1 protein-coding gene is annotated in these 268 nt (G+C 52.2%); it reads right to left on the minus strand.

The window, feature by feature from the left end; genetic code table 11:
• Positions 1-268 (minus strand): diguanylate cyclase domain-containing protein (locus SB773_RS32115; RefSeq protein ID WP_410594399.1); only part of this gene is annotated, 268 nt, incomplete at both ends.

A 268-nucleotide genomic window follows, 5' to 3' on the forward strand; every position in this document is an offset into this window, starting at 1 on the left:
GCTGACGTTGAGGTATTGATGGTGGCCATTGAGGCAGTACGATTGCGTTAAGGTATGATTTACCTGTTGGGCAAAGAACTCCGCTTTCTCGGCGGCCTTCAGTTTATCGTTGTCCAGCCCGTCAATAATCAGCACGAACTCATCGCCGCTTAAACGACCAATCGTACAGCCTTGCTGCTCCAGCGCTTTCAGCCGAGTTGCCATCTGTTTGAGTAGGTCGTCGCCTGCCCGGTGGCCGATGCCATCATTGATACGCTTGAACTCATCT

Source organism: Bacillus sp. SIMBA_074, from assembly GCF_046534555.1.
Classification (GTDB): Bacteria; Bacillota; Bacilli; order Bacillales; family Bacillaceae_G; genus Bacillus_A; species Bacillus_A mycoides.